The sequence below is a fragment of the Bacteroides stercorirosoris genome (assembly GCF_900142015.1).
Taxonomy (GTDB): domain Bacteria; phylum Bacteroidota; class Bacteroidia; order Bacteroidales; family Bacteroidaceae; genus Bacteroides; species Bacteroides stercorirosoris.
The window spans coordinates 101,803-119,019 of sequence record NZ_FQZN01000002.1 but is presented as its reverse complement, the minus strand read 5'-3'; the positions used below and the strand labels follow the sequence as shown (position 1 = coordinate 119,019).

The 17,217-nt window shown below is 44.7% G+C and carries 18 protein-coding genes; 6 read left to right on the top strand and 12 right to left on the bottom strand.

All coding sequences use genetic code 11. From position 1 onward, the window contains the following. Positions 1-2 precede the first annotated feature (2 nt). The 9 genes from BUC01_RS02040 to BUC01_RS02000 all read right to left on the bottom strand — a co-directional run bounded on the left by BUC01_RS02040 (position 3) and on the right by BUC01_RS02000 (position 8,658). Entirely contained in the window at positions 3-947 is a 945-nt protein-coding gene (locus BUC01_RS02040; RefSeq protein WP_025832339.1) for a phosphoribosylaminoimidazolesuccinocarboxamide synthase, read from the bottom strand. Positions 948-1,043: 96 nt separating this feature from the next. Next, positions 1,044-2,021: a PhoH family protein gene (locus BUC01_RS02035; RefSeq protein WP_025832340.1), complete on the bottom strand. Its 978-nt coding sequence runs from the start codon at positions 2,019-2,021 to the stop codon at positions 1,044-1,046. A gap of 69 nt (positions 2,022-2,090) precedes the next feature. Then, positions 2,091-2,717 (bottom strand): M23 family metallopeptidase, encoded by a 627-nt coding sequence (locus tag BUC01_RS02030; RefSeq protein ID WP_034524344.1) that lies wholly within the window; start codon positions 2,715-2,717, stop codon positions 2,091-2,093. Between the two features lie 17 nt (positions 2,718-2,734). Then, complete coding sequence (locus BUC01_RS02025; RefSeq protein WP_073312560.1) at positions 2,735-3,400, bottom strand: B3/B4 domain-containing protein; 666 nt, start codon at positions 3,398-3,400, stop codon at positions 2,735-2,737. A gap of 13 nt (positions 3,401-3,413) precedes the next feature. Continuing rightward, the gene (gene pgeF / locus BUC01_RS02020) at positions 3,414-4,223 is read right to left on the bottom strand and encodes a peptidoglycan editing factor PgeF (protein WP_073312557.1); all 810 of its coding nucleotides are present in this window, start codon (positions 4,221-4,223) and stop codon (positions 3,414-3,416) included. Continuing rightward, complete coding sequence (obgE, locus tag BUC01_RS02015; protein ID WP_025832343.1) at positions 4,220-5,392, bottom strand: GTPase ObgE; 1,173 nt, start codon at positions 5,390-5,392, stop codon at positions 4,220-4,222. The genes pgeF and obgE overlap by 4 nt, the downstream gene beginning before the upstream one ends. Before the next feature lie 505 nt (positions 5,393-5,897). Then, positions 5,898-6,470 carry an adenylate kinase gene (locus BUC01_RS02010; RefSeq protein WP_025832345.1) on the bottom strand — a complete coding sequence of 191 codons (573 nt, stop codon included), beginning with the start codon at positions 6,468-6,470 and terminating at the stop codon, positions 5,898-5,900. 70 nt (positions 6,471-6,540) lie between these two features. Further along, the gene (gene hpt / locus BUC01_RS02005) at positions 6,541-7,080 is read right to left on the bottom strand and encodes a hypoxanthine phosphoribosyltransferase (protein ID WP_025832346.1); all 540 of its coding nucleotides are present in this window, start codon (positions 7,078-7,080) and stop codon (positions 6,541-6,543) included. 39 nt (positions 7,081-7,119) lie between these two features. After that, positions 7,120-8,658, bottom strand: a complete 1,539-nt coding sequence (locus tag BUC01_RS02000; protein ID WP_073312555.1) for a peptide MFS transporter — start codon at positions 8,656-8,658, stop codon at positions 7,120-7,122. Positions 8,659-8,785: 127 nt separating this feature from the next. On the opposite strand from BUC01_RS02000, the gene BUC01_RS01995 reads away from it, so the two are divergent. Both BUC01_RS01995 and BUC01_RS01990 read left to right on the top strand, forming a co-directional pair. Continuing rightward, entirely contained in the window at positions 8,786-9,376 is a 591-nt protein-coding gene (locus BUC01_RS01995; protein ID WP_025832349.1) for a DNA-3-methyladenine glycosylase I, read from the top strand. Between the two features lie 480 nt (positions 9,377-9,856). Next, entirely contained in the window at positions 9,857-10,978 is a 1,122-nt protein-coding gene (locus BUC01_RS01990; protein ID WP_025832351.1) for a retron St85 family RNA-directed DNA polymerase, read from the top strand. Here the strand turns inward: BUC01_RS01990 and BUC01_RS01985 are convergent. Beyond that, positions 10,975-11,799, bottom strand: a complete 825-nt coding sequence (locus BUC01_RS01985; protein WP_025832353.1) for a SecDF P1 head subdomain-containing protein — start codon at positions 11,797-11,799, stop codon at positions 10,975-10,977. The two genes, BUC01_RS01990 and BUC01_RS01985, sit on opposite strands and share 4 nt — an antisense overlap. Positions 11,800-12,076: 277 nt before the next feature. Then, positions 12,077-12,637 (bottom strand): peptide deformylase, encoded by a 561-nt coding sequence (gene def, locus BUC01_RS01980; RefSeq protein WP_025832354.1) that lies wholly within the window; start codon positions 12,635-12,637, stop codon positions 12,077-12,079. A 150-nt stretch (positions 12,638-12,787) separates the two neighbouring features. Between def and BUC01_RS01975 the strand changes: the two genes are divergently transcribed. From BUC01_RS01975 to BUC01_RS01960, 4 genes are all read left to right on the top strand, one after another. Continuing rightward, positions 12,788-13,576, top strand: coding sequence for a helix-turn-helix domain-containing protein (locus BUC01_RS01975; protein WP_243462495.1), 789 nt, complete (start codon positions 12,788-12,790; stop codon positions 13,574-13,576). Between the two features lie 9 nt (positions 13,577-13,585). Further along, on the top strand, positions 13,586-14,101 hold the full coding sequence (locus BUC01_RS01970; RefSeq protein WP_073312553.1) for an HXXEE domain-containing protein: 516 nt from the start codon (positions 13,586-13,588) through the stop codon (positions 14,099-14,101). Between the two features lie 325 nt (positions 14,102-14,426). Next, positions 14,427-15,938: a bifunctional ADP-dependent NAD(P)H-hydrate dehydratase/NAD(P)H-hydrate epimerase gene (locus tag BUC01_RS01965; protein ID WP_025832357.1), complete on the top strand. Its 1,512-nt coding sequence runs from the start codon at positions 14,427-14,429 to the stop codon at positions 15,936-15,938. 11 nt (positions 15,939-15,949) lie between these two features. Further along, positions 15,950-16,513, top strand: coding sequence for a YdeI/OmpD-associated family protein (locus BUC01_RS01960; RefSeq protein ID WP_025832358.1), 564 nt, complete (start codon positions 15,950-15,952; stop codon positions 16,511-16,513). 4 nt (positions 16,514-16,517) lie between these two features. Here the strand turns inward: BUC01_RS01960 and BUC01_RS01955 are convergent, their stop codons facing one another. Next, on the bottom strand, positions 16,518-17,204 hold the full coding sequence (locus BUC01_RS01955; RefSeq protein ID WP_025832359.1) for a DUF5715 family protein: 687 nt from the start codon (positions 17,202-17,204) through the stop codon (positions 16,518-16,520). Positions 17,205-17,217 lie beyond the last annotated feature (13 nt).

Sequence of the window (17,217 nt, the reverse complement as noted above, 5' to 3'; positions counted from 1 at the left end):
AATTATTCATTCAAAAACGTAGTAACGTTTTTGTTTATGCGGGCGGCAATGTTGCTCGTATCTTCTTTTACGAACTTCTCACCAGTGATGTGTTCGTACAGTTCGATGTAACGTTCGCTAATAGAAGTTACGATTTCGTCTGTCATTTCAGGAACTTGCTGTCCTTCTTTACCCTGGAAACCGTTGTCCATCAACCATTCGCGTACGAACTCCTTGGAAAGTTGCTTCTGCGCTTCGCCTTTTTCAAAACGTTCCTGGTAACCTTCGGAGTAGAAGTAACGGCTGGAGTCCGGAGTGTGGATTTCGTCCATCAGGTAGATGGTACCGTTGTGCTTACCGAATTCATATTTTGTGTCTACCAGGATCAAGCCGCGTTCCGCTGCGATTTCCGTTCCTCTCTTGAAGAGTGCCATGGTGTATTTTTCCAATACGGCATATTCTTCGGGAGTAGCCAGACCTTTGGCAAGAATTTCCTCTTTGGAGATGTCGGCGTCGTGTTCGCCGATTTCGGCTTTGGTGGTCGGGGTGATGATAGGTTCGGGGAACTTCTGGTTTTCTTTCATTCCTTCTGGAAGTTTCACGCCACAGATTTCGCGTACACCGCTCTTGTAAGTACGCCATGCGCTACCGCAAAGGTAACCGCGTACAATCATTTCGATGGGGAAACCTTCGCACATGACACCTACCGTTACCATCGGGTCGGGCGTAGCTGTTTTCCAGTTGGGGCAAATGTCGGTAGTAGCGTCCAGGAATTTGGCTGCAATCTGATTCAGCATCTGTCCTTTGAAAGGGATGCCTTTCGGCAAAACAACGTCGAATGCAGAGATACGGTCAGTTGCTACCATGACCAGTTTTTCACCATTGATGTTATAAACATCACGTACTTTTCCGTGGTATACACTTTTCTGTCCCGGAAAATTAAAATCTGTTTTTGTTAATGCTTGCATCATTATAATATTTATGATTTGGATATTTCCTATGGTTTTCACCACAGAGTGACACAGAGTCTCACAGAGCAGAAAAAAACTCTGTGAGACTCTGTGTTACCCCGTGGTGAGTTTTCTTTTTTCCCGTTCGGCCTTGGTTTCTTTATCAAATTTCTCGTAGGCATCTACAATGCGGGTCACCAATTGATGGCGTACAATATCTTTCTTATTCAGTTCCACGAAGCTGATACCTTTTACACCTTTCAATATGCGGAGTGCCTGCACCAGCCCCGATGTCTGGGAAGACGGCAAGTCAATCTGCGTCATGTCACCCGTTACAATCATCTTGGTATTCATACCCATACGGGTGAGGAACATCTTGATTTGCTGGGTGGTGGTGTTCTGCGCTTCATCCAGAATAACCACTGCGTCATTCAGTGTGCGTCCGCGCATAAAGGCGAGGGGAGCGATCTGAATAATGTTCAGTTCCATATACTCTTTCAGTTTAGCGGCCGGAATCATATCCTGCAAGGCATCGTAGAGAGGTTGCAGATACGGGTCTATCTTATCCTTCATGTCGCCGGGCAGGAAACCAAGCTTTTCACCGGCCTCTACGGCGGGGCGGCTGAGGATGATTTTCTTTATCTCTTTATTTTTGAGGGCACGCACGGCAAGAGCAATGGCGGTGTACGTCTTTCCCGAACCTGCGGGACCGATGGCAAATACCATGTCATTCTTAGCAAAGCCTTCTACCAGTTTCATCTGGTTTTCACTGCGGGGAATAATCGGCTTTCCCGTCACGCTGAATACGATGACGTTGCCCGACTTTTCCGCTTGCGGTGCATTCCCTTTGATGATATCGATGATGACCTCTTCTTTCAGCGAGTTATATTCGGCGCAGTACTTCTCCAGTTTCGTGATGTTTTCTTCGAATGCGCACATTTCTTCCTCGTCTCCCAATACTTTGATGACATTGCCACGTGCGACAATGCGCAGTTTGGGATACAAGGCTTTTATCAGCTGCATATTGGCGTTGTTCACGCCGTAAAAGATAACCGGGTCGATATCCTCAAGAACAATCAGTTTTTCTATCATTGAATTGTTTATAAGTTCATGTCGTTTTATAGGTAAAACAGTTGCAAATTTAGTGAAACGTTTGGATACTTAGGTAGTTCCGGCTGTTTTTTTTGTTGCAGGCTTCACGATGACGCCTTTTCCATTCTTGGTGCATTGAATACACTCTTTGCGGAGTGTCCTTTCTTTGAAATCGAAAATGAGATTAGGGTTGAAATGCTGTCCGTTGATACGGGTTTCAAAATGAAGATGTTCGGTGCTGGCACGTCCGGTACGTCCGGTCAGTGCAATGGGTTGTCCGGCCTTAACGATGTCACCGCTCTGCACAAGATTCTTGAAGTTATGGCTGTATATGGTTTCCAATCCCGAAGAGTGGCGTACGACGATGACATTTCCGTAAGCACTATACGGCTTTGACATACGCACGACACCATCGAAGGCGCTACGAATGGTGTCTTTGGCACAGGTCTTGATGTCGATGCCGGAATGGCGTCCACCTCCACGTCCATAAGGGGAGATTACTTTTCCTCCGGGAAGCGGAAAACAATAGGCGGTGTCGGGTATTTGTTCCAAATGCAATTCTAATAACTTAGTGTTGGCGAAAAGCTCCGGTGTGGCGACACGGATATGGTTAATTTCCATTTGAGTGAAGCTGGGCTTCTCCTCCGGTGGAGTGATGGACAATAATACAGACAACAACAGGTAGAGTATATTCATGATTTAAGGTTTTGCTTTTATTCGAAATAGATGATTTCCCCTCCATCGGACGAGGCGTACTTTTTGAGTAATTCTTGGATCATTCCGGCAGCTTCCGGCAGTCCTTCCTGCCCGCTATATCCGTTGACGATGGCAAGGATATGTTGGGTACCCAAGTCCATTTTGGTGCGTTCATGGTCGCTGGTAGGAGTACCGATACCACCAATGGCGTCACGGTAAACCGGGAGTCCCTCGATATTCAGCACTCCGCGTCCGATACCTTCGAAAGGCTCCTCGGCACGGCCTACACCCAGTTCGAGGTTGATTCCTTGTATCTTGTCCGCATCGAAACCACCGATGGAATAACCTGTGCGCAGGGAGACCAGGTTGATCAGGTCCACCAATGTATCTATCTGATAAAGGTCTATTCCGCGCATCAGGCGGCGGCGCAGGGCTTCGGCGGAAGGACGGTAACGGCTGGGGTCTTTGCCGCAGCGTTTATAAACCTCGCGGGTGGCGGCAATGGCGGGTTGCTGTTTTATGTCTTCCGGTTGGGTGGTGGAAGTCAGCTCTTTGGCGAAAGCGTTGATTTCTTCCCAAAGTCCTTCGCAGAAAGCGGTATTGGTGACTTTTGCATAAATGGCTGCACCCTTGAAGATGGGGCAGGCGTTTTTTATTTCTTCTGATATGGTAATGTTATACATATATTCAGTTGGATTACATTAGCATTATTCCCGACAATATGCGTCCCGATTTGATACCGAGCCGTCTTGCCGAGAAGAACTCTTCATGTCTCATGTAGGTACAGATACCCGATGTTTCTATCTGTTCGCCGGGTACTCCGAAATCGAGCAACTGCATTCGGTTGGCAGCCCACAAGTCGATGTGGTGTTTATGTGTTTCCGGCTTCCACTCCGAGATGTAGTCCATGGCAAAACCATTCATGCGGAAAGCCTCGTACACTTCTTCTCCCACTTCAAAAGAAGGTAGGGAGATGCCGGGGCCGATGCAGGCCGTTACATCTTTTCCATCTGTGCCGTAAAGAGCCCGCATTTTGTCGAGTGTATGTCCGGCTATGTAATTCACCGTTCCCCGCCAGCCTGCATGGGCGGCGGCTACCACTTGATTCTTGCGGTCGTAAAGCAAGATGGGGATGCAGTCTGCCGTGGAAATGCAGATGCAGCAACCCGACTCTCGGGTGACCAGCGCATCTACTCCTTGCAACATCGCTGTGCGTTCGTCGGCCGTGGCATGGAGGTATTTTTCATCAATCACCTCCACCTTTGTACCATGTGTCTGGAACGGAATGACTAATTCTTTAGGCCGTTGAGGCATGGAGTTGCAGAGCAATTCCTGATTGCGACGGACGCATTCTGCATCATCCCCGGTATAAGGCGTACAGTTGAAAGAGGCATAATCTCCTTTACTGAAACCTCCCCGGCGGGTAGTTGCAAAACAAAAAATGTTGGAGTACGGTGCCATAACCCCGTATCCCAACATCTTTTTATCTTCTGTCAGAGCAATCATTGCTTGTCATCCTCCCAGTCTTCTTCTTCGTATTCGAAGTCTTCCAGGTCTTCCACATCCTCGTCGTCTTCCACATATTCATAGCTGAGGTCTTCGTCCTCACCCATGTCTTTCAGTTCTTCCTGAAGCTTGCTCACGTCCTTCGGACGGTGAACGATAGCTTCTATTTTGTTGCTATCCTTATTCAACTCTTCCCATAGAATGTCTTTAAGTACGGAAAGTCCCATGCCGGTAATGGAAGAAATGAATACATGCGGAACGTTTGCAGGGAGTGTAGGCTCTATTTCGTCCATCAATTCCTGATCGAGCATATCGCTCTTGGTGATGGCAAGTACCCGTTGTTTGTCCAGCATTTCAGGATTGAAAGTGCTCAACTCATTCAACAGGATTTCATATTCTTTCCGGATATCGTCGCTATCGGCAGGCACCATGAAGAGCAACAGAGAGTTACGCTCGATGTGCCGCAGAAAACGTAATCCCAACCCTTTTCCGGCACTGGCTCCTTCAATGATACCGGGAATGTCCGCCATGACAAATGATTTGCTGTCACGATAAGAAACAATACCCAGGTTGGGTTCCAATGTGGTGAATGGATAGTTGGCTATCTTGGGCTTGGCGGCAGATACGGAAGCAAGCAGGGTTGATTTTCCGGCGTTCGGGAAACCTACCAGACCTACGTCTGCCAGGAGTTTCAACTCCATGATTACTGTCATCTCCTGCATCGGTTCACCTGGTTGCGCAAAGCGGGGTGCCTGACGGGTGGCTGTCTTGAAGTGCCAGTTACCCAGTCCACCGCGTCCGCCTTTCAGCAGGACTACTTCCTGTCCATGCTCGGTGACGTCGCAGATGTATTCGCCCGTTTCGGCATTGTATACCACTGTGCCACAGGGAACTTCAATAATCTTGTCTTCTCCGTCCTTACCAAAACTGCGGTTCTTGGAACCGGATTCTCCATGGCCGGCCAGTGCATGGCGGTCGTAGCGCAAATGCAACAGCGTCCAATAGTTACGGTTACCGCGCAGGATGATGTGACCTCCTCGTCCTCCGTCACCTCCGTCGGGGCCGCCATTGGGTATGTATTTCTCACGCCTCATGTGCGTAGAGCCTCGTCCGCCCTTTCCGGAGCGGCAATATATCTTTACGTAGTCAACAAAGTTCGATTCAGCCATTTCTTTCCTTACGATTGATTTTAAAATACTTATTTTCTTTTTCGATGCAAAAGTAACGATTCTCTAGGACTACCTCAAACTTTTTTATTCCTTTTTGCTTGTTAACTCTGGTTTCGTCTAAACTCTGTCAGGTTGAAAGCCTTTGAAAATATGATAGGGAAGGTTGAATGCAAGTCTGGTTTCGCAGACAGAACGTTTTTGGCGGAATTAGGAGAATAGTAATGTTTAGATACAAAATACTTTTCTGTTAATAATTTTAGATTCTTGGCTATCAGGACGTTATAAACTCTTAACTCCTTGCGGACAAGAAGTTAAGAGTTTGTTGACAGGAAGTTAACTTCTTGTAGGCAAACTCTTGATTCTTTGTGGAAGAATCAACTGTCTCACTGTATGCATGTTTAATTTTCCATACAGTCTGTACTATCAGAGCATACGACAGAACAACAAAGCGCGATAATACCATGAAAATGATAATATCACGCTTCTAAATTATGATTGTGTAACTTTACTTTGCAGCGTCAATCGCAGCGCAAACATCAGCAAAGATTTCTTCCAATGCACCTTGTCCTTTGATGTGTTGGTATTGTCCTTCCTGCTTGTACCAGTCAATCAGCGGAGAAGTCTGTGAATGATAAACATGAAGACGTTTCTTGATAGTCTCTTCGTTGTCATCGGCACGACCGGAATCCTTACCACGTTTGATGAGGCGAACCATCAGTTCATCTTCAGGTACATCCAGGTCAAGCATAACGCTGACACCCTGTCCTCTTTCGGCAAGCATCTTTTTCAAAGCCTCTGCCTGTGCGATAGTACGGGGGAAACCGTCGAAGATAACACCTTTGCTGTCTTCGAAGCTGTCGAATACGCTGGCAAGGATGTCAATCATCAGTTCATCGGGAATCAGTTGTCCCTGGTCGATATAACCTTTAGCAGTTTTACCCAGTTCCGTACCGTTTTTGATTTCTGCACGCAATACGTCACCTGTAGAAATATGGTTGATGCCATATTTGTCTACAATCTTTTCACTTTGTGTTCCCTTACCTGAACCGGGAGCACCGAAAATTACAATGTTCAACATTTGTTTAGTTACTATATTTAAAGATTTACTATTGAATTATTTCACTTCATTACTGACAGCCTGTAGCTTGTCACTCTTCCACTACCGTGTAGATATCCGGGTAATTGCGGCCGAAACCATCGTAATCCAATCCGTAGCCTACGATGAAATCATTGGGGATTTCCATTGCCACATATTCTATGTTCAAATCCACTTTCAGCTTATCCGGCTTCACCAGCAGGGAAGCGATGTGGATTTCTTTCGGATTACGTGTGCCCAGTGTTTCCAGCAGGCGCTGCATGGTCAGTCCCGTATCTACGATATCTTCCACAATAACTACCGTGCGGTCGGTGAGGTCTTCGGTGATGCCGATGACTTCCTTGATGACTCCGGTAGAGGACACACCTTGATAAGAAGCCAGTTTCACGAAAGAAATCTCGCAGGGGATAGTAATACGTTTCATCAAATCGGCGGTAAACATGAATGAACCGTTCAATACGCTGAGAAACAGAGGATTTTTACCTGCCAGATTGCAGTTGATTTCATTCGCAACACGGGCTACTTCTTTCAGAATATCCTGTTCCTTGATGGAGACAGTGAACTTCTTGTCTTTTATTTGTATGGTGTCCATAAGGGATATGTTTTAAAAATTGGCACAAAAATACGATTTTTATTCCACTCCATGCATCATCTTCTGTAATTTCTTTGAGAGCAGGAAGAGGATCAGGGAGGCAATGCCGGACATAATGACGAATACCATAAAGAAGTCGAACATGTTTTCAATAGGGTAGCCAAGCAGGGTTTTCACCTTTCCGGGTTCGGGATAGAGACCTCCTAAAATGCCTGCAAATTTATTGGCTGTGGAGGTGGAAAGGTACCAGATACCCATCATCAAAGAGGCAAAACGTACAGGGGTCAACTTGTTTACCATTGACAGACCGATAGGGGATAGAGCTATTTCGCCCATTGTGTGGATGAAATAAAGTCCCGTTAGCCAAAGGAGACTGACTTTCACACCCGGCTGTACATCTTTTACGCCAAAACAAATGACCAGATAGCCAAGTGAGAGTAATAGTAGCCCGATAGCTTGTTTGGTAGGAGAAGCGGGTTCCATACCCCTTTTGTTCAGAGCTCCCCACACTCCAGGCATGATGGCTGCCAATATGACAACGAAGAACGGATTGAAGGACTGTATCCACGATGCAGGCATTTCCCAACCGAGGATGACGCGATTGGTTTGTTCGGAAGCGAAGAGTGTGAGCGAGGCACCTGCTTGCTCGTAGGCTGCCCAGAAGAAAATGACGAAAAAGGCAATAATGTAAATGACAAAAATCCGGTCACGTTCTATCTTTGTCAGCGAACCATCCAGTAAGATGCTGACAGGAAATATAATACAGGCAGTAAAGATACCGATACTAACCCAGTCGTTACCGAAACACCAGTAGAAGAATAGGGCAAGAGCGACAGCTAATCCTCCGAGAAGTAGATTATTACGGATTTTTTTATCTTTGTCAATAACTGTTTGCCGAGCTGTTTTGTTCTCTTTGGACTGTTCACGTTTAGCATCCGGAATGATACCGAGTTGTCGGCCGTCGGGACCGATCAGATATTTATTTTTCTGGGTCTCAAATAGGATTACTGTGAATACGGTTACAATTGCTGCAATCAGAAACCCCCATTTGAAATCATTAGGATTACCCGTTTCGCCAAAGTAACCACAAACTAACGGTGCAAAGAAAGAACCGACATTGACACCCATATAGAATATAGTGTAGGCAGAGTCTAATCGTTTATCCCCGGGTTCGTAGAGTTGACCGACCAGTGAAGATACCGTCGGCTTGAAACATCCGTTTCCTAATATAAGGAAAGTAAGCCCTCCATACATCAACCAATGGGAGAGTTCTTTCGTGTCCAGCATTGAAGCACTGAAAAACATTAGGAATTGCCCTACTGCCATCATCATCGCTCCCCAGAAAACGGAGCGCCGGATACCCCAATATTTATCAGCAATATACCCACCGATAAGTGGTGTCAGATAAACCAATCCAGTGTAGCTGCCATAAATGGAAGCGGCATGTTCCTTGTCGAACAAGAGTGCCTGGGTTAAAAACAGGATAAAGATAGCGCGCATACCATAGTAGCTGAAACGCTCTGCCGTGCTGGTAGCGAAAATAAGGTAAAGACCTTTGGGATGTTTGGGTGTACTCATTAGAAAGCTTGCCTATTGTGTTAATAATTCTTTATTGTTCCGCAAAAGTAGGGATAATTTTTAGGATATGGCTTTGCTTTGAGTTAGAAAATATATCTTTGTTGAGTTTCTATTAACATAAAAAAGCATGGAAGATTTAATAAATGCACGTTGTGGTTGGGCCGGAACAGATGAACTGTACATAAAATACCATGATGAAGAATGGGGCAAACTCGTCACCGATGACAAATCCCTGTTTGAGTTTCTTGTACTCGAAAGTGCCCAGGCGGGGCTATCTTGGATTACTATCCTCCGAAAGCGTGAAGGATATCGGGAAGCTTTTCATCACTTTGATGTGGAGAAAGTGGCGCAAATGACATCAGAAGACATTGAACGATTGATGAAATTTGATGGAATCGTCAAAAACCGGTTAAAAATCAATAGCACCATCCATAATGCGAAACTATTTATGGCTATTCAGCAGGAGTTCGGTAGTTTCTACAAGTATATCTTATCATTCTTTTCCGAACAGCCACCCATTGTCAACAACTTTAAGTCTCTAAGTCAGGTTCCTGCCACATCTCCCGAGTCGGATGCTATGAGTAAAGACATGAAAAAGCGAGGCTTTAAGTTCTTTGGCTCCACTATCTGCTATGCTTTTTTGCAGGCGGCAGGCTTTGTGAACGACCATTTGGAAGACTGTTTCTGCAAAGCAACTAAATCAGGACAAATGCATTAAAATTCTTATTTATAATCGCTCCGAAAAGGATGAATTCATTTTTTGGTCTATTTGTCCTGCTTTCCCCATACCCGAACCGTATCAGGTCCGTATCATCTCCGTATCCTTACGCTTGGACTTGACACGGACCAGGTACGGCTTTGATATGGACCGGGTACGTGGAGGGTCATAAGATTGGTCTAAAGTTCGCAAAATGAGAACACTTATACTCATTCCTGTTCAAGCATGAAGCAAACTTTTTATACGGTTGCCCTGAATGGAAAGAGGCATATCAAAGAAAAAAGACGGATAGAATTATTGCTTTCAACCAAAAACGCCTATTTTTGCATACGGAGAGGATGAGAAAAATATTTAGCAGGAAAGAGGTGCAGTCGCCTCGTAAGCTCATGGGCTTTCTTAGAATGTAAATACTCTGGTATGAATACCACGATTTACATTAGTAAATACTCATCCTCTTCTTTTTTCATACCTATTGATACGATGAATGGAATTCTGATAGCTGTATTTATTGTCACCTGTTTATTGGTCTACAAGATTATTTCTTCGAGTCGTAAACAGGAAGGATACAAAAGGTGGAAAGCAGGAAACCGCGACAACACGGAGCATACTGCCAATGCCGGAACCACCCGTAAAGGCTGGTTCAGCCAGCTTTTTGAAACTTCTGCTCCGCGAATCTCTCCCTGGTTTAAAGAAGAAGCCATATCTCAGTGTGCAAACTTGTTGGGAGTGGAGGAAGTGAAGTTGAAAGAAATATTGAAGGATGTTTCCGCCCACTACCGGGAGTTTTGGATAGGTAAACGGAGGGGAGGTTACCGCATGATTTCTGCCCCGGACGACGAACTGAAGCCTATTCAGGGCGCTATTAACCATCGCATTTTATCCTTTGTAAACGTTCATCCGGCAGCTACCGGTTTTCGGTGCAAGATGTCTATAGCCGATAATGTCCGCCCGCATTTGGGAAAGCAGTGTGTGCTGAAAACAGATATTCATGATTTCTTTAGTTCCATACGCAGTCCTCGCGTGAGGAATACATTTGAAGCAATGGGCTATCCACCTGATATTGCGAAGGTGCTGGGAACTTTATGCTGCTTACATCGTTGTTTGCCTCAGGGGGCATCTACGAGTCCGGCATTGAGCAATATTATCTCTTATGAGATGGATAAAAAGTTGTCGGCACTGGCTGCCAAATATGGTCTGACTTATACCCGGTATGCCGATGACCTTACTTTTTCGGGGAATGTTTTCCCGGGAGAACAGATCTTGTCTCAGGTCAAACAGATTGTCCGGGAAGAAAAGTTTGAATTGAATCATAAGAAAACCCGCTTCCTGAAGGAGCACAGTCGGAAGATTATCACAGGAGTTTCCATCAGTTCCGGTGTGAAGCTGACCATTCCCAAAGCCCGGAAAAGGGAAATACGCAAGAATGTGCATTATATCTTGACGAAAGGCTTGGCAGAACACCAGCGCCGGATAGGTTCTCACGACCCGGCTTACCTGAAACGACTGATAGGGACACTTTGCTATTGGCGGTCAATAGAACCGGATAATGCGTATGTATCCGATTCCATCACAGCTTTGAAAAGTCTGGAGAAAAAATATTAATTGTTACGTTTCTGAGGTGTCGGTTCTATGTCGTAGTATCCCTCTTCTGTTTTTATAATCTTGAACTTTCCCTCTTTCACCCATTTGTTCCAATCATCGAATAGTCCGGTGATATACTGGAACAGGTCTTCCGCAATATTGATTTCCACACCCGATTTCAGGTTCAATACTAATTGGTCGTTTTCAACGGAAAGGAACTTTTTGGCTCTGTCTATCGCAATTGTATAAACTGTTTGATTGTATGCACGGTCTTCATTTAATCCTGTATGGTAATTGTAAGGACCGATTGCATCGTCAGACATCGGGCGTTTGGTCTTTAAGAAAGTGGTGTCGGTGATGGAAGCCCGTAACTTGCGGGCCTCTTCCCATGCTTTCTTATGCTCCGAAGCAATCTCTTCGTTTTTGATGTCCTCTTGAATTTGCTTGTACATGGCTTTGAACTCAGGCCCTTCACCGGAAATCGCAAAATTACCGCTTTCGATGCGGGCGTTCACCAAGGGATTACATACTACCTTGTTGTTGCATACAAAACCGATATGCTTGCCTATCGACCGTTCGGTAGCGTCTGCCCATATCTTAATGGACCGGTCGTTCACTCTACCCGCAATCTGATAGACCATTTCACCTGTTCGCTCACTCATAAAAGAGTCAAGCCTTATAGAAACAAAATCTTTGGTCGTCACGATGGGGTCTGCCGAAAGGCTGTCCTGTGCGCCGCTTGTGATGTAGTACCAGCCGTTGGGGCGGTATGGTTCAAAACTCCCTCCCAGTGAAGTTAACGCTAAAGACGCAGTTACTAATAAAACAGTGAACGTTTTCATGGTCTGACTTTTTATATGTAGTTATTCAATCTTTATTTTTAGTCCGACAACTACTTCACGAATTGATGAACGAGTCGGAATATCCGGTATCAAACATAAGATGCTCATTGTCATCTTCTAAATAATAGCTTAGAACTGGTTCACCTAAATAATAATCATCTATATAGTTGTTGACCTTCTTTTGCAAAGATAACAACTAATCAATATAATAACTATATAGACAGGGCAAAATAAACTTGTTTATCAGGCGTTTTTTTATTATGATACAGAAATGCTGTTACTTTCTTCTGTTTCCCTTAATAATCCGCATTAACTTATTCTTTATGAGTTGTTTTCTCAGCGGCGACAAGCGATCTATGTACAATTTTCCTTGTGTATGTTCAAACTCATGCTGAATGATTCGTGCGGTATATCCGTGGTAAGTCCTGTTTTGCTCTTTGAATTCACTATCCTGATACCTGATTGTCACCGACCAGGGGCGTGTCACTTCTTCATAAAGCTCAGGGATGCTCAGGCAACCTTCCCTGGTAGTCCATACTTCCTCGCTATAGGCGGTTATTTCTGCATTGATGAATGTTTCCTCTGTTCCGCAATCATCTTCTGCAAAGAAATATTCCCTTTCTTTAGCGGACATATAGGCATAAGTATCCCGGCTGTTCACTATGAACAGCTTGATGGGAAGGTTGATTTGCGGCGCAGCCAATCCGCATCCGTCTGCATTCCTCAGTGTCTGCCACATGGTTTCTATTACTTCCCGGATATGGGGATAATTCTGTTCTATATCTTCACATTCTTTTCGTAATACGGGGTTGCCGTAGACGGTTATTGGTTTAATCATATTCTTTTTTTGAGGCAAAAGTAGTCTGTCGCTATCAGTCTTTATGGTAAATTTTAGACAGTTCGTGCCGGGGATATGCAATATTTGCGTATTTTTGCCCGCATGCCGGTAAGTTTATTAGAACATATTATATCACAGTCTTTTGTTTCAGTGAAAGAGATTGAAGCAGTTGCCCCTTCGGAAGACTTGCAGGAATACATTGACAGTTTCTATGTCTTCCCTTGCTGTAACCTGTCGGATACCTTGGCATATAATGACGGAACACCTATGTTGGCATTCCTGCCGACAGCGGAGGACAGCGTGGAATTAGAGTATAATCATGTCATTTCAAGTTTTAAGTCCGGCTGGTTCAGTACAAGATCTTTTGCCCGGATGTCCATACGTCTTTCCGGACAAGTGCCTTATTTACTGATAGTACGGTTTAAGCCTGCATCTTTCTACCGATTATTAGCTCTGAATGCCAGGCATTTCAATACCCGCCCGTTCTGGAATTTAGAATCCGTATTGGGTGATGCGGATGCCCTGCTGAAAGATATGCAGCAATGTGCCGGGGCAGGAGAGAAGATACAACTGATAGAAACCTACCTTCGGGGCGTAATATCAGCGGAGAAAAACTCCAATAGGCTGTTGGATGAGGCCATTCATTATATCAGGCAGCATAAAGGAACGTTGTCTATCGATGAATTGAAGTTGCACTTAGGTGTCAACTACAAATGGCTGGAACGAAACTTTGCTGAGGCTATGGGCATGACGCCCAAACAGTATTCCTCTCTGCAACGGTTCATCAATGCTTATGCCGCTTTTCTGGTGCAGAAAGATTTGGCAGGCGTTACTGCGGAAAACGGTTATAGCGATACGAACCATTTCATCAAGGATTTCAAGAAATATACCGGTGAGACGCCAATGCAGTATTTGCGTACATGTAAGGTTACTTTGTAAATTATCATTATGAATTATATTGTATTACTGTTATGTTTGTTCCCCATAGCTTTTATGCTGCATGATTTTGAAGAAATCATCGTGCTGCCCAAATGGATGGCGCGGAATGCAAACATATTGCGTACTCGTTTTCCTTTTCTGAAAAAGCAAATTGCTCAATTACAAGGACTGAGTATGACAGGTTTTGTTATTGCAGTTGCAGAAGAGTTTATTATTATCAGTGGAGTGTCAGTTTATGCTGTCCTCACTCAACATTATTTCTTGTGGATGGCACTGTTTCTTGCATTCGGCATTCATCTTCTGATTCATATTCTTCAATTTATCATTCTTAAGAGGTATATTCCGGCAATAGTCACCTCTTTCCTCTGTTTGCCTTATGCGGTTTATGTTTGCTCTGTTTTCTATTCTGAGGAAATATTTACTTTGATAGAATTTGTATTTGCAGGAGTTGTCGGGCTGGTTGCCATGGTGCTGAATTTACAGTTGGCACATGTATTGGGGCGCAAACTTGATACTCTTATTTAATCCCCTGTTTTTTCCTGTAAAGAGTACCTCAAAGGAAAATCAGATAAACAGAACAATATTACCCGCCTCTTACCTTCATCATACCCTCTTCGTATCCTCCTCTTACCAACTTCGCTAATCCAACTTCTGTATAGAAGCGAAGAAGATGCGAAGTTGGTTAGGTGGAGAAGAGGTATAGAACAAAAGCGGGAATAGAAAAGCACTGCTTATTCTCTTTAATTCTTTTTTGCTTATCTCTAATAAATAATCTATCTTTGTTCTATAAACAGTGTTACCAACCTGTGCATGTTAGTACTTTCTGAACCACTTTTATAAAACAAACAGAATGAAAATATTTCCTACCCAAAGCATCAAAGAGTTGGATGCTTACACCATAGAGAATGAACCGATTGCTTCCATCGACCTGATGGAACGTGCCTCGCAGGCATTGGCAAAAGCTATTGCCGGACGTTGGGATGCAAAAACACCTTTTACGGTATTTGCCGGGCCGGGCAATAACGGGGGAGATGCATTGGCCGTTTCCCGTTTGCTGGCAAAGAAAGGATATAAAGTCTCGGTTTATTTGTTTAATACCAAGGGAGAGCTTTCTCCCGATTGCGAGACGAATAAAGAACGACTTGCGGATGTGGAGAATGTAGATTTCCACGAAGTGACCTCACAATTTGTGCCGCCTGTGTTGACGGACGACCATGTGGTAGTTGACGGCCTGTTTGGTAGCGGACTGAACAAGCCGTTGAGCGGTGGTTTTGCTGCCGTGGTGAAGTATATCAATGCTTCGTCGGCGCGGGTGGTGGCCATTGATGTTCCTTCGGGCTTGATGGGAGAAGAGAATACATTCAATGTCCGGGCGAATATTGTCCGTGCGGATGTGACGCTAACTCTGCAATTGCCGAAGTTGGCTTTTCTTTTTGTGGAAAATCAGGAGTTCGTGGGCGAATGGGAATTGCTGGACATCGGTCTGAGTGAAGATGCAATAGAGGAAACGGATACGGATTATTTCTTGCTGGAAGGGGAAGATATGCAGTATTTGTTGAAGACACGCAATAAGTTTGCCCATAAGGGAGACTTCGGACGGGCTTTGCTTATTGCGGGTTCGCAAGGAATGGCGGGAGCTTCCATACTTGCCGCAAGGGCTTGCCTGCGCTCCGGAGTAGGATTGCTGACGGTGCATGTGCCTTATTGCAACAATATGATTGTACAGACTTCTGTTCCGGAAGCTATGACGGAAATGGATCCCAGTGATACTTGTTTTGCCTGTCCTACGGATACGGATGATTATCAGGCGGTAGGCATCGGACCGGGACTGGGAAAGTCGGAAGAAACCGAGGCGGCGGTATTGGAACAGATAGATGCTTGTCAGACACCTATGGTGGTGGATGCTGATGCACTGAATGTGTTGGCGGGACACCGCAATTATATCGGTCGTTTGCCGAAAGGCAGCATACTCACACCTCATCCAAAGGAATTGGAACGCTTGGTAGGAAAATGTCAGGATTCTTATGAACGGCTGACGAAGGCACGTGAACTGGCACGGACGGCAGGGGTATATATTGTGTTGAAAGGTGCGTATTCTGCTATTATCACTCCGCAAGGGAAGTGCTATTTTAATACAACAGGCAATCCCGGTATGGCAACAGGAGGCAGTGGTGATGTGCTGACAGGCGTTGTGCTTGCGTTGTTAGCCCAGGGATATGTGCCGCAGGATGCAGCTTGTCTGGCTACGTATGTTCATGGCCTTGCCGGAGACATCGCTTGCAAGAAGCAGGGAATGATGGGAATGACGGCAGGGGACATTGTAAATTACTTGCCACTGGCGTGGAGGATGATGGAGGAATGAGTGGAGGTGTTATGTTAACAGAGATAAGATATTTTGAAAACAGAGAAGATTGGCGAAAGTGGTTGACTGACAACTTTGAGACTGCCAGTGATATTTGGTTTGTATTTCCCGGTAAATCTTCGGGCGAGAAAGGTATTACTTACAACGATGCTGTTGAAGAAGCCCTTTGCTTCGAGTGGATTGACAGTACAATAAAGGCGCTTGACAAAGAGCATAAAATTCAGCATTTCACGCCCAGAAACCCTAAAAGTACATACTCGCAGGCCAATAAAGAAAGACTTAAGTGGCTGCTGGATAATAAAATGATACACCCTAAATTTGAAGATAAAATACGAAATGTTTTGTCTGCTCCTTTTGTTTTCCCCGATGATATAATGGACAGATTGAAAGAGGATAAGATTACATGGAAAAATTATCAACTTTTCTCTGATGCATATAAGCGTATCCGAATTGCATACATTGAAGCTGCAAGGAAACGGCCGGAAGAATTTGAAAAGCGATTAAACAACTTTATCAATAAAACGAAAGATAATAGAATAATAACGGGGTTTGGTGGAATTGGGAAATATTATTAATCTTTTATCCCTTTCTTCTCGTAGTAATGTGGAAACATCCTTGCTTCAATTCGTATTTGATATAACATTTCTCAGCTTTCCGCAGGTCTCGCAACACTTCCGAGAGAACGAGTTTCAGAGTATCTGCACTGACATCCTGCAAGGGGCGTCCGTCTTCATCTTCTATTTTCTGGAAACGCTTCCAGCTTACATCGAACGTTGTACCATAGAAGTGTGCAGAGTTTGCTGAGGCATTTCCGTTGCGGCGGCGCAGGCGTTTCACATCATCCTGGGTGCGAAGTACGGAAGTCACGATGACTTTATTCGGATTCAGTCCTTTTGCCGTAAGCGAATCTAGGAAATTGCTGCCAATGGTATCGAGCAATTGTGCTGCACCCGGAATCAGATAAAGGATGGAGTGCGTGAGGGAATCCACCTTATATAAATCATTTGTTTCTATATGATGCAATTTCTCTTTCATGTTTTCTGCATCCTTGCGCGAAGCGATGGGGGCGATACCTATGGCTTGTGCAATATTTAAATGTGCTTCATTCAAATCTCCGAAAGTCCGTCTGTAGCTGATTACCCCTTTGATGTTTCTCGGTTCATTCAACTTGAGGGACATATCTTTCTTTTTGCATCCGGCAAGGGAAGTGCTGGTGATGATTATTGCTAAAAATAAGAGTGGAAGTTTATTGTATACCTGTTGCATATTGTTTGAAAAT

Excerpts from the sequence above, each read along its gene's own strand:
- BUC01_RS02040 (WP_025832339.1), bottom strand. The coding sequence starts at position 947 with ATGCAAGCATTAACAAAAACAGATTTTAATTTTCCGGGACAGAAAAGT.
- BUC01_RS02035 (WP_025832340.1), bottom strand. The coding sequence starts at position 2,021 with ATGATAGAAAAACTGATTGTTCTTGAGGATATCGACCCGGTTATCTTT.
- BUC01_RS02030 (WP_034524344.1), bottom strand. The coding sequence starts at position 2,717 with ATGAATATACTCTACCTGTTGTTGTCTGTATTATTGTCCATCACTCCA.
- BUC01_RS02025 (WP_073312560.1), bottom strand. The coding sequence starts at position 3,400 with ATGTATAACATTACCATATCAGAAGAAATAAAAAACGCCTGCCCCATC.
- pgeF (WP_073312557.1), bottom strand. The coding sequence starts at position 4,223 with ATGATTGCTCTGACAGAAGATAAAAAGATGTTGGGATACGGGGTTATG.
- obgE (WP_025832343.1), bottom strand. The coding sequence starts at position 5,392 with ATGGCTGAATCGAACTTTGTTGACTACGTAAAGATATATTGCCGCTCC.
- BUC01_RS02010 (WP_025832345.1), bottom strand. The coding sequence starts at position 6,470 with ATGTTGAACATTGTAATTTTCGGTGCTCCCGGTTCAGGTAAGGGAACA.
- hpt (WP_025832346.1), bottom strand. The coding sequence starts at position 7,080 with ATGGACACCATACAAATAAAAGACAAGAAGTTCACTGTCTCCATCAAG.
- BUC01_RS02000 (WP_073312555.1), bottom strand. The coding sequence starts at position 8,658 with ATGAGTACACCCAAACATCCCAAAGGTCTTTACCTTATTTTCGCTACC.
- BUC01_RS01995 (WP_025832349.1), top strand. The coding sequence starts at position 8,786 with ATGGAAGATTTAATAAATGCACGTTGTGGTTGGGCCGGAACAGATGAA.
- BUC01_RS01990 (WP_025832351.1), top strand. The coding sequence starts at position 9,857 with ATGAATGGAATTCTGATAGCTGTATTTATTGTCACCTGTTTATTGGTC.
- BUC01_RS01985 (WP_025832353.1), bottom strand. The coding sequence starts at position 11,799 with ATGAAAACGTTCACTGTTTTATTAGTAACTGCGTCTTTAGCGTTAACT.
- def (WP_025832354.1), bottom strand. The coding sequence starts at position 12,637 with ATGATTAAACCAATAACCGTCTACGGCAACCCCGTATTACGAAAAGAA.
- BUC01_RS01970 (WP_073312553.1), top strand. The coding sequence starts at position 13,586 with ATGAATTATATTGTATTACTGTTATGTTTGTTCCCCATAGCTTTTATG.
- BUC01_RS01965 (WP_025832357.1), top strand. The coding sequence starts at position 14,427 with ATGAAAATATTTCCTACCCAAAGCATCAAAGAGTTGGATGCTTACACC.
- BUC01_RS01960 (WP_025832358.1), top strand. The coding sequence starts at position 15,950 with ATGTTAACAGAGATAAGATATTTTGAAAACAGAGAAGATTGGCGAAAG.
- BUC01_RS01955 (WP_025832359.1), bottom strand. The coding sequence starts at position 17,204 with ATGCAACAGGTATACAATAAACTTCCACTCTTATTTTTAGCAATAATC.